The organism is Gracilibacillus dipsosauri, assembly GCF_003176895.1.
Classification (GTDB): domain Bacteria; phylum Bacillota; class Bacilli; order Bacillales; family Amphibacillaceae; genus Gracilibacillus; species Gracilibacillus dipsosauri.
Genome location: NZ_QGTD01000013.1, coordinates 32,732 through 44,773 on the forward strand (window position 1 = coordinate 32,732; position 12,042 = coordinate 44,773).

The 12,042-nt window shown below is 35.3% G+C and carries 9 protein-coding genes; 1 reads left to right on the forward strand and 8 read right to left on the reverse strand.

All coding sequences use genetic code 11. The features are described 5' to 3' along the window. Positions 1-144: 144 nt before the first annotated feature. A complete protein-coding gene (locus DLJ74_RS13825; RefSeq protein ID WP_109984910.1) occupies positions 145-1,011 on the forward strand; it encodes a helix-turn-helix domain-containing protein in 867 nt (288 codons plus the stop codon). A gap of 106 nt (positions 1,012-1,117) precedes the next feature. Here the strand turns inward: DLJ74_RS13825 and DLJ74_RS13830 are convergent, their stop codons facing one another. The 8 genes from DLJ74_RS13830 to DLJ74_RS13865 all read right to left on the reverse strand — a co-directional run bounded on the left by DLJ74_RS13830 (position 1,118) and on the right by DLJ74_RS13865 (position 11,878). Continuing rightward, positions 1,118-2,497, reverse strand: a complete 1,380-nt coding sequence (locus DLJ74_RS13830; protein ID WP_109984911.1) for a UDP-N-acetylmuramoyl-tripeptide--D-alanyl-D-alanine ligase — start codon at positions 2,495-2,497, stop codon at positions 1,118-1,120. A gap of 16 nt (positions 2,498-2,513) precedes the next feature. Then, on the reverse strand, positions 2,514-3,602 hold the full coding sequence (locus DLJ74_RS13835; RefSeq protein WP_109984912.1) for a D-alanine--D-alanine ligase: 1,089 nt from the start codon (positions 3,600-3,602) through the stop codon (positions 2,514-2,516). A 247-nt stretch (positions 3,603-3,849) separates the two neighbouring features. Beyond that, entirely contained in the window at positions 3,850-4,419 is a 570-nt protein-coding gene (locus tag DLJ74_RS13840) for a biotin transporter BioY (RefSeq protein WP_109984913.1), read from the reverse strand. An 81-nt stretch (positions 4,420-4,500) separates the two neighbouring features. Continuing rightward, positions 4,501-7,044: a PEP/pyruvate-binding domain-containing protein gene (locus DLJ74_RS13845; protein ID WP_109984914.1), complete on the reverse strand. Its 2,544-nt coding sequence runs from the start codon at positions 7,042-7,044 to the stop codon at positions 4,501-4,503. Between the two features lie 155 nt (positions 7,045-7,199). After that, positions 7,200-8,483 carry an ABC transporter substrate-binding protein gene (locus DLJ74_RS13850; protein WP_109984915.1) on the reverse strand — a complete coding sequence of 428 codons (1,284 nt, stop codon included), beginning with the start codon at positions 8,481-8,483 and terminating at the stop codon, positions 7,200-7,202. Beyond that, entirely contained in the window at positions 8,470-10,326 is a 1,857-nt protein-coding gene (locus DLJ74_RS13855) for a diguanylate cyclase domain-containing protein (protein WP_109984916.1), read from the reverse strand. Before DLJ74_RS13855 ends, DLJ74_RS13850 begins: the two co-directional genes overlap by 14 nt. 406 nt (positions 10,327-10,732) lie before the next feature. After that, positions 10,733-11,599 (reverse strand): peptidoglycan-binding protein, encoded by an 867-nt coding sequence (locus DLJ74_RS13860; protein WP_109984917.1) that lies wholly within the window; start codon positions 11,597-11,599, stop codon positions 10,733-10,735. 18 nt (positions 11,600-11,617) lie between these two features. Beyond that, a complete protein-coding gene (locus tag DLJ74_RS13865) occupies positions 11,618-11,878 on the reverse strand; it encodes a phage holin family protein (RefSeq protein ID WP_054861274.1) in 261 nt (86 codons plus the stop codon). Positions 11,879-12,042 lie beyond the last annotated feature (164 nt).

Genomic DNA, 12,042 nt, shown 5'->3' on the forward strand with positions numbered 1-12,042 from the left:
AAACATATCTTTTTTTTGTATTTTTTGTTATGATCTTAAGTAGAAAAGATTACCTATATAAAACACTTTAATTGTTAGCGGTATAATTAAGATGTGTAGGTGTAATTCACTAAGTTTACCACCATTCAAGAGGTGATTCAAAGCATGAAAAATCCTGTAAAGATTGAAGCACATACACTTCCATTAATTCGCGAGGTCGGCTTTATGTATGATATTGATGGGGTGTTTAAGCATCCAGATCGGGTTATGGAATACTTACATGTCTTTATTTACGTTAAAAAAGGAAGAATACACGTAATAGAGGATGACATTGAGTATTATGTGGATAAAGGTTCCTATCTTTTTCTTAGAAAAGATATCTATCATTTTGGACGTGAATTATATTTACCTGGATCTGAATGGTACTATATTCATTTCTCTGATAAAAATACCGGAGCTCCCAATGTCGAATTCACTCCCTTTCGCCAAACTTCATTGATCGGCGAAGAGGCCTATCAAGCCATTTTCACACTTCCGAAGTATGGAAAGGTCACGAATGCTCCATGGATGGAAACGAAGCTAGTTAAATTATTAGAATTGTATGAATCGACCAATCCAATGCGGCCGATTCTTTCCAGCATGGAAGCACACCAAATATTTCTAGAACTATACATGGATAAAATGCAAGAAAACGCAAACAAAAAATCCCACCGGATAATTGCACGAATGGTGAAGCTTTTACACGAAAATGAAGACCAAAAGCTAACAGGAGATCAGATCGCAAATGCGATGGGAATGAATTATTCCTATCTTTCTTCCCTTTTTAAGAACCATACAGGTAAAAGTGTTACTCAGTACCAAAATGAGATTCTTATCGAAAAAGCGATCCAATTATTTAAAAAAGACAATCAAAATGTATCAGAAGTAAGTGATTACCTAGGATTTTCTAATCCATTCTATTTTAGTCGTGTATTCAAAAAGGTTACAGGGGTTTCCCCATCTACTTACTTACAACAAATTTACCGTAATTAAAGGAATCAAAACCAAGCGCATGGACGAGAATAAAAGTCGTCCATGCGCTTGGTTGATGTTTAGGTAATTAATAGTTGGCATCAGATTAAAAACTCTCCTAGTCATGTTATCCAATGATATCTTCTACGATCTCTTCTAATTTCATTCCTCTTGATGCCTTGAATAAAACAACGGTATCCCTATCTAATAAAGGTAATAAGCTCTCCTTTAAATCTTGTTTATCATCAAATGCTCTAGTCTTTATTTCCTCGCTCTTCTCCTTAACAGCACTAGCAATAAATTGACCTAATCTTCCATATGTGAACACATAATCGATAGTTAGATTTGAAATAAAGGAACCCACCTCTTGATGAAATTCTTTTTCTGCTTTCCCCAGCTCTAGCATATCTCCAAGTACTAAAACCTTTTTATGGTACTTCTCTAGTGAATCTACTAATGATACAGCAGCTTTCATAGAGGTTGGGCTAGCATTGTATGCATCATTGATAATCAAGCAATCATTTTTACCTTGATGTGCTTCCATTCGCATAGAAGTTAAAGTCACTTTAGCTAATGCACGCTTCATTTTCTCTTCATTAATCCCCATAAATTGTCCAACTGCGATAGAAGCAAGCGCATTTTTCACGTTATGCATACCAAGTACAGGTAAAAACAACGGTGTCTGCGGAATGGTATTTACCGTAAATTCTGTCCCGTTATCTTTCAATTCGATGGACAGAGGAAATAAATCGGAAGTATCTGTTTCACCAAAAGAGATGGTTTGAAACGAAAATGTGCTACTAGAAATTTTTTGTTGCAGTAGTGGCTCATCTCCATCATAAATAAAAGCTCCATCATTCTTCAGACCTGTCGTGATTTCAAATTTTGCATCTGCAATTTTTTCTCTTGACCCCAAATACTCTAAATGGGATTCACCAATATTCGTGATAACCGCAATATCGGGTTTAGCTATCTTCGAAAGGATTTCAATCTGCCCGACATCACTCATACCCATTTCAAGCACCATCACCTCTGTGTCTTTTTCCAGTTCAAAAATGGATAAAGGTAGACCTAATTGGCTGTTAAAATTGCCTTTCGTTTTTTGAACAGAGAATGTACTCGAAAGAACTTCCGCTATCATGTCCTTTGTCGAAGTTTTTCCATTACTACCGGTTACCCCTACTATCCTTACACCAGTTTGATCCCGATAGCTTCTCGCTAATTGCTGCATGGCTATAAGGGGATCATCCACAAAAATTAATGGAATGTCTTCAGGTGCACCATCTACACCCTTTTTCCAAAAAGTAGCTCTAGCACCTTTTTCAAATGCTTGTCGCACGAACTTATGACCATCAACATTGGAACCAGGTAATGGAATAAACAATTGACCTTGCTGAATCGACCGAGTGTCAATAGAAACCCCTTCTATCTGAACATCCTTCCATTTATCATGAGATAATTCAGCCTCTGCCATCCTCGCAACTTGTTCTAACGTCCTTGTTATCATTATATAAATCCTCCGCTCAATCCATCGTATAAGAGATTTTCAGTTTTTCTTGATGTTTTTCGATTGCTAGCTCTACTAATTTGTTAATAAGAGCCGGATATTCTAGACCACTATGCTTCCATAATAGTGGGAACATACTGTATGGCGTAAAGCCTGGCATTGTGTTCACTTCATTGATTAATATTTCATTATCCTTAGTTAAAAAGAAATCCATTCTTGCTAAACCTGAGCAATCTAACGATTTGTATGCCCTTTTTGCAATATCCTTTATTTGCTCATAAATTTCGTTAGGTAACTCACAAGGTATGATTAACCCTGTATCTTCATCCTCGTATTTCGATTGATAATCATAGAATTCTGTCTTAGGAACAATTTCTCCTACTACAGAGCATTCAAGCTCGTCATTTCCAATAACGCCGATCTCTATTTCTCGCGCATTTACCCCTTCTTCTACAATAATTTTCCGATCATATCGAAGTGCTTCTTTGACTGCTTCTTTTAGCTGTTCCTGATTTTTACACTTACTGATTCCTACACTTGATCCAAGATTAGCTGGTTTGACAAAGCACGGATAACCGATATCAGTCTCAATCTTACTCATTACCCTTTCTGCTTGTTCTTCCCAGTCTTTACGAATAAATCCAACGTATTTTACTTGTGTTAAACCAGCTTGCTCAAAAATAGCCTTCATGGCAATCTTATCCATTCCAGCTGATGAGGCTAACACTCCGTTACCAACGTATGGTAAGCCTAAGATTTCTAGCAGTCCTTGAACCGTTCCATCTTCCCCGTTTGGACCGTGTAATAAAGGGAAAACAACTTCATTGACTTGTGCTGAATCTAATTCTTTTCCCTTTACTGCTCGTTCACTGATCGCGAGAGGAGATACAGTATTTTTTTCCCCTTGAAATGCTAAGGCATGAACATCGTCTACTTTACCTTCTAACACTGGGCCCTTATTCCAGCTACCTTCTTGATCGATATAAATAGGATGCACCTCATATATTGATTGATCAACTGCATTCATAACTGCTTTCGCTGTTTGCATGGAAACCTTATGCTCAGCTGACTTTCCCCCGAACAATAAGTGTAATTTAGTTTTCATAAAACAAATACCTCCAATGATTTCGCACTTTATTTAAAACCAACATTATATTTATGATGTATAATCAGTCACATATCTACTATTATATTGGTAATATACTACATACATACCTATAAGTATACCTCTTTTTTGGGGGTTTACACAAGTTAGTTTCTTAGTCTTTGAGCTTGGTATTGACTAAAGAATACGCGATTACAAATCGCTTGTAGAACAAAAAAATCGCTCAAAAAGAGCGATTTTCTAATAGTTAGACAGCTTTTTTAATGGAATGATTTACTGGTAGAAGTTTGGCATTTTCTAAACTTCGTCTGACAACAATACCAATCCAGCTAGCAAGAATCGCTTTAATGATACCGACAATTAAAAATGGGAGAGCTCCTGATACGATAGCGGCATGCCAGGATAAATCAGCAATGAACTTTAATTGAATGACACCAAACGTTAAGGTGACACACATCCCCACAATATTTGCGATGATTGCCATCCACATATTAAAGGATGTTTTTTCTAGAATTTTGCCTGTAATGTAGGCAGTAGCAATAAATCCAATAATATACCCTCCTGTCGGGCCAATAAGGACATGTGGACCACTTTCAAAGCCTGCAAAAACAGGAATACCTATCAGTCCAAGTAGCATGTAACAGAACATGGCAAGTGCACCAATTTTACTACCTAAAATCGTGGCTGTTAATCCCACTGCTAATGTTTGACCACTAAATGGAACGATAAAAGCTTGAAATTGTATCTGTGCTAAAATGGCCGTTATAGCTGAGAAAATACTAGCTAGAATAAGTGCTGTTAATTTAGTCGATGTCATTTTTTCTTCCTCCATGATATGTAAACCTATAATGAATATAAGTTAACATATTCTATGGAGGAAATCAATCTATTGGAGGAATCATTTACAGATAAGTTTTTGTTGAATTATATCTGCAGTTAACTCCATCCCTTCCACCTTATAAACGTGAAGGATGTCTTTCCAAGCAGGAGAGGTCCATTGTTCTATTAGATTGAATGAACTAGAAAGATAAGAAGGGTTAAAATGTACTCCGTTATTCCCTTCAAAAAGCGCGACATAAAAGATGTCTGCTTCTACCATATCCTGAAAAAAGTGACTGCCATAGGATAATTCTGGTATAAAACCTTTTTCCTCTGAAGCAACCTCACAAATTACATCAACATGCTGAATTTCTGAGAAATGAACAGGAATACCAAGTGAGGGTGTGGATGTGCCCCATCTTCCAGGTCCGATTAATAGTATTCTATCATTTCTTAGATCATATGTAATTCTCCCAATTAATCTTGCAACATTATACTTATCTTGTTCACTTAATTTAATATATTCATCTGTCACTACATGAACTACATAATCGAGCGGTAAACGTATATTCCCCCCCATAAAATTACCATTTGTACTTATTAAACATCGCTCATTTTCTAGTAATTTCGGGATGTCAACAGACTTTCCCAATCCTTTTGTTTGTAATGGGCGACATTGAACGAGATTAATCTTATAGTCATCCTGATGTTGAAAATTAACGGTAAATTCAATATCTACAGGGTAATCATACACTCTTGCTAATTCTGCCAGTAATTGTTTCATTACTTTAGGAAAAGTAGTATTACCTAAAAGCTGTTTGAAATCAAGAATATACGGTGTAGGCATATGTTGATAGCCTAAATCCTTTAATCTTAAAACTGTTCCTGTATCAATAGAAGCAAATAAACCTTGATCAACATCCCACACATCAGAAATAGCCTTATTTAGTGGGATGCTCGTCCATTTATTATCCTTAATGGAAAGAACATCTGCTTCATGTTGAGAGAATTTCTGTTGGTCATCCATATGCATTAACGGTTTTCTTGTTGGTTGGTCTAATGTAACAATTCTTGCATAATCATCAACGGTTCGATCAACTGCTCTTGTTCCTAAGCCAAATACTAGACGAATCATCCCAGCCTCCATCTCAACGCTTTTATCCCATACATATAAGTTAGAAGAATTACCAACTCCAGCAATATGTGGAAAGAAGTGCTCTCCATGATGGTCACCAGAAACTCGCTGGACGAGAATGGCCATTTGTTCATCCTTTTCAAACAATCCACGATTCATCCGATATTCGAGAGCATCAACATTCATTGTACTCGCATAAACAGTTCGTATAGCATTTTCAAAGGCCTGATATCTTTGTTCTGGCGTGCCTTGATTTACACAAAAAACACTATCATATTTTCCAGCAAATGCATTACCGAAATTATCCTCTAATAAAGAACTAGATCGCACAATGATAGGTGACTGTCCAAAGTATTCAAGAACCTGAATAAACTGTTCTTTAATAGTAGCAGGAAACTTCCCTTTCATTAGTTTGTCTTGTAATTCCTTCGCATACTGGTAATAGCCTTTTTTCGTTTTTTGCTTTAATCGAAGTTTCCACCATCCATTTTGAACAATATAAGTATAAAAAATATCAGATCCAATATAAAAAGAGTCATGTGGCTCGATGTATCTTGAGAAGCGACCTTTTTTATCATCCGCTAAAATCTTCCTAGCTAAAAGCATACCAACACTTTTACCTCCGATAAATCCTGTCCCTACTTCTCTTGATACGATTTGCAATAGATCCTGTAAAGTAAAATATTGGTCACATAGATGATACATTCTTGATTTTTCACCGATCAATAGTGGCATTAGCATCTGCTTTGTCTTTTCCTGCTCCACAATGTCTTCTTCCAGCTTTTCCTTAGCTTTTGAGAAGATAACATCCCAATAATCCATCCTTTCTTCAATTCGATTTATATTAGCAAAAAGAGTAGACGCTTCTGCGCTAGCAGTAATACTTTTTAACCGATCTCCTTCAATCAAATGAGGAAAAAACATCGTTGGTGAATAACGCTGCCATACTTTTAATGGATGAATATAATACTTTTCCTTCAACTGATACAGATCTAACAGTACTTGAGTGGTTTCTCTAATTCCCGCGATTGTACTAAATGTGTGAATATTCCGCATAATAGCAAAATAGGCAACGGTATCTAATTCGTATAAATATGGACAACATACCTTGAAAAAGTTTCCAATCATTAAATCAGAGGACCAATTCGATAATAAATCTGTTAAACAATCGAAAATATAAAAAGTCCTTGGACCTTCCTTTTCAATTAGACGGTGGATTTCTGTTGCAAAGCTTTCGAATCCTTTACTTGCATCGACTTCATATTTTTTGATTAAAGGGTCATCTTTTACTATCGGCATGTGCTGACCAAACCGAACGTAGACTATTTTCCGTTGATCCTTCATTGCCTGCAAAACAAAGGGTATTACCATATCTTTATACCCTTCTAAAGTATCGACCTGCCAAACGACATTGTCTCCTAGATGTAAATAATCGATTACATGATCGAAATCTTTTATACCTGTAGAAACCTTCAGTTCAAACTCCATATCATCACATCCATCCAATCCTTTTATATTCTCATTATAGCAATGATTGAAGAATGAACTATATCTATTCAGCATGATTCTCATATTACTATTCGATAGGATAAGTACTATTCCTCGATAGACTTCTTTCCAAACTAGAAGTATCCTTCCCAAAATTAATTTTTATTTATTAAATTTTGTAATGCTTTCTGATCTTGTCTAATTAAATCCCCTATATCCTGATGCACTTGCTCAATAGCGTGTTCCGTAATCTCTTCTCCATTTCTGAACTCTGCAAGAGCTACTTTCCAAATATTTTCACTTCCTTTGTCAAGTATGGTTGGCTGTCCTGCGATGCTGTTAGTAACTGAATTCCAATAAATCCTGTTAATATCTTTATTTATATAAAAGGGATCTTTATTAGAACCTTTGTATATATTCATCATATCTTTGCACATATGTTTGATAAATTCCCATGCTATCATTTTATTTTGACTTTGAGAAGAAATAGCAATCGCAGTGCTCGCCTTTCTATCTACCCCATTTAGTCCAAAAGGAAGAGTCGTTATACCCCAGTTTTCTTTTTGGTCTGGCACCCATTCCTTTAACTGATCTTGGACATAATTTGCCATATAAAACATAACAAGCTCGTCGTTCTTAAGCGCTGCCTTGCCACTTTCTTCCCATATATTCAAGGAAGGATCTAAATCATTTTCCTCGACCTCAACAGCACCTTCTAATGCTTTTCCAAAAGCATTTTTCTTTGCAATATAATCATAGGTGCCATTAAATAGATTAGAGGTTCGTAAAGCTGTTTCAATGATCTGATGGTCTGTTTCCGTAATATAATGTCCCTTCTGCTTTAAGACTTCCGCCATCTCGATCCATTTCTCCTTATCTGAAATCCATTCACTCAGTCGATCTGGTTCACTTGGAAAACCATATTTCTTTAGGATATCTGCCCGATAATAGGTTACATAAGGAAAATATAATAGCGGTAAAGCAAACAGTTTATTTGAATCACTCGTTCTAAACTCTTCTACCAATCCCTTGGGTAAGGCTTGCATAAAAAGACTATCATCATACATTGGTTTACTTAAATCCTCTAATCCATGAACCCCAGAAAAGCCTCCTATTTTATCGATTGGAAAAACATAGATATCTGGTGTTTTTCCTTTGATCAAGCTATCTCGGTACTTTTCTGCTATGATATTTGGATCTATTTCTTTAATGTTGATTAAAGCATCCGGAAACTTCTCTTGGAATCCTTCTAAGCTATTTGAAAAAATATTATCTGGTGTCCAAATGAGTAGTTCATTTGTTTTAGCATTTTGAGTCTCCTCTTCCGAATCTGTCTCCCTAATAAGGGTCGAATCGTGGACCGATTGTACTGGAGGAGACGTACATCCTGCTAGTATAAAGAACATTAAGAACAAGACGAAACTCTTAGATGTTTGCATTATGATTCTCCTTGATAATAGATAATTCTCTTTGATGATTTCTCTCTTTTTCTTTGTACATTAAAGTGTCAGCATTATGTAGTAATTCATCAATTGTTCTACCATCAACCGGATAAAAACTTACACCAACACTTGCAGATAATGTAATAGACGTTCCTTTAATATTTATTGGTTGAAGAATTACTTTTTCTAGTTCATCACAAACTGCATATACCTCTTGCTTTAAGCTCTTTTTGATTGTCGATACAAATTCGTCGCCTGCTAAACGATATACGTGAAACGATCGATGTTCTTCTTCAAATAATAATAGTCTTTTAGCGAATAGTTTTAATAGTTCGTCCCCACCACTATGGCCTAATGTATCATTAACCTGTTTAAATTTGTCTAAATCAAGAAAAACGACAGCGAAAATATGATCTACTGAATTCTTTAGTAAGGCATCCATATCTTTATAAAAAGAATATCGATTTGGCAAATTGGTTAAAGAGTCATAATGGGCCAAATAGGATAGTTTTGTTTCTGATTCGGTTAACTGGTTCGTTTTCTCCATTAACAATTTATTTTTCAATTTTGTTTCTCGAAACATCTTTTGGAGCTCTAATGCTACTTTTTCGATATTTTCACGTAATTGAGCAAATTCATAAATATTCGTATCTGACCAATTAAATGCTTGCTTCGTCTGAACCTTCCTTGGAAGATCACTTGTAATCTTCGTAATAAATCCTAATGATTGAGATAGAATATGATTAGATACGATCCCACAAACCAAAGCAAAAAATAAGATAAGCATAGCGATTAATAAATATCTTTCCAATTTATTTGCTGCTTTATAGATAGCTTTATCTACTGGAATTAAAAGATACACATCCTTATTAAGAAACGTAGTATGTCCTATATATTTTCCTTCATACCACGCTAAGAAATTCGGGTTGTTCTCGGAAAACCAAATAAACCCATTCTCGTGTATCTCCTTTACAAATCCCGTTTGAAATACCTGACCATCTTCATTAGAATCTAACTGATCTGCTGTCGATAACCAAACCTCAGTATTACTATTTATGAGGTATATTCTCGCATTACTGTCTCCAACCTCATGCTCTAACAATGATTTTAATCTTGCCTTTTCTAAATCCGAATCAAGGGAAAAATTTTGGATTTCCTCTGAATCCATTTCAACGACCTCTTGCCTAAGTGTATAATTTAACTGGGTTAAACTTTGCTTCCACTGTTCATACATATCGGCTTCTAGCGATCTAGAATATAACAAGATGAAAATTAAAATAGGACAAACAGCGAAAAAGATTAAAATATGTGAGATGATTTGACCAAAATAAAGACGATTACGATCCATAAAAACAGACCCAATTTTCGGAATATATGGTAAGTAGTCACATAGAATATCCGCTATTAGTGCTGAGAATAGTGTCGACAACACTAATTGAAAAATAGTAAAATTAATAAATTCACTAGATATGTCCACTGGAATAAAAAACTGGTAGATCATGAAATATAAAATCAATAAAAAACAGTAGACAAAGCTCCATGTAAACAAGTCTTTACCTTTCTTTTTATACAAACTACCAATAACTAATACTTCAATGACATTTAAAAAGTAAAAAGCTTCATTGAATTGGAAGGTATATGAAATCCCATTAATGATTAGAGTGGCAACTAAGGCATAGCGTAAACCAAATAAACGAATTATCGCTAAATAGAAAATAGGTGCAAAACTTATACTGACACCAAATATAAGAGGAATAGTAAATACATGGAAGATGATCGCTATTGTTAAGAAGATTAGATATAATAAAAACCGCTTATTCATCCATTTTTGGAGCATCATTTTTCTTCACCCATATCTCATTTATTATTACAATATTGCAATCTTCCAATATAGTAGAATATAACTGAATAAATATAGTAAAAAAGAACTATAAATTATTATATACTATTTTATAAAGAATCAAAATGTTTTGTCTTATTTTCGTACCGATCCTTGATCCTCTATTTTTAGTTTATTTAATGACTAAGTCTAGTATTATATAGTCCTATTCTCTCAATTAGCATATCATAGAATGAAGGTTGATCAAGTGCTTTTTCATAAATTTTACAACCTAAAATACACTTTTAGAGTTAAGTCAGATAATAAGGTTATAACTATAATTAGCTATACCAACTAAACAATATGTAAAATCCGAACCTAACATATCAAATGAACGAAGGTTCGGATCTTAAATGTTCTAAACCTGCTAGAATAATTTATTCCATGTTTTTGGTCCAACAATACCATCAACCGCCAACCCATTCTTCTTCTGGAAATTTTTCACTGCCTGCTCTGTCTTCTTCCCGAAAATACCATCGACTTTTGTTCCAACTTTTTGTTGGATTTTCTTTACATTATCTCCCTTACTACCAAGTCTTATTAGGGTACCAGGATATTTACTCCATGCTTTCAATGCCTGATTTATTCTGTTTTTCGTAACAGGTCCAACAATCCCATCTACTGTAATCTTTTGATCACTTTGAAAATTTCTAACAGCCCTTTCTGTTTCCGCACCAAACACCCCATCTGCTCCATATTTAGAAAGCGAGTAGCCAAGCTTTATTAAATTTAATTGTAATGTCTTTACCTCACTACCACGCATTCCTTCTTTTATTAAATCTGACTTTTCAGTGAATTGGTTCAAATATTCTACCGGATTCAAGGTAGAGGTTTGTTTATTAGAGCGATAGCCATATGGGGGTGCTGCCTCCGCATGTTTTCTAACTTCATAATGTAGGTGGGAACCTGTCACTTCACCAGTTTGCCCTTGGTATCCAATAATTTGATTCGCACGAACTTTCTGTCCTTTACTTACCGTTACACGATCTAGATGTGCATATAACTGCCCACGGTTGTTAGTGTCCTTCAATAAGACAACATTTCCATAGCCACCTAAGCCTGTACCACTTTGACCCATGCCTGCATATAGAACAGTACCAGCTGTAAATGCCTTAATAGGGGCATTATGCTGTTTTACTAAGTCGATCCCTCCATGAAAATCCTTTGATCCTCTAATAGGGTGAATCCTAGACCCATATGGACTTGAAATTCTAAAGCCTTTAAATTCCGCCATCTAATCACTCCTTTATCATTATTTATCTTGACACATTGTTTGCTTAACAAGCTGATGACTAAATACGGCAACACCTGTTGCGATAATGCCATCAACCATTGAGCGAATATTCCAACCAAACAAATGACATGCTGCAAATATTCCACAGGCTAATAAAATCCAAATAATCAACCAATCAGGTATTAGTGGTGTTCGTTTACATGCATAGCCGATGAACCAAAGAGCTGGTACAATAAAATAAAAATCATCCCGTAACAATGCCCTAAAATCTGTTAACATAGGAACACCTCCTCTAATAAGGGGTTACCGCTGTAACGGCAGCTAGTAAACGAATAACAGAAGATTGTAGGAGCATATAGTATCTTATGATGAATACCATTTAAGTGAAATGGCATTCATCCTGTTTCTTCCTCATCTATATAATCCAAATTTATAGAATAAAG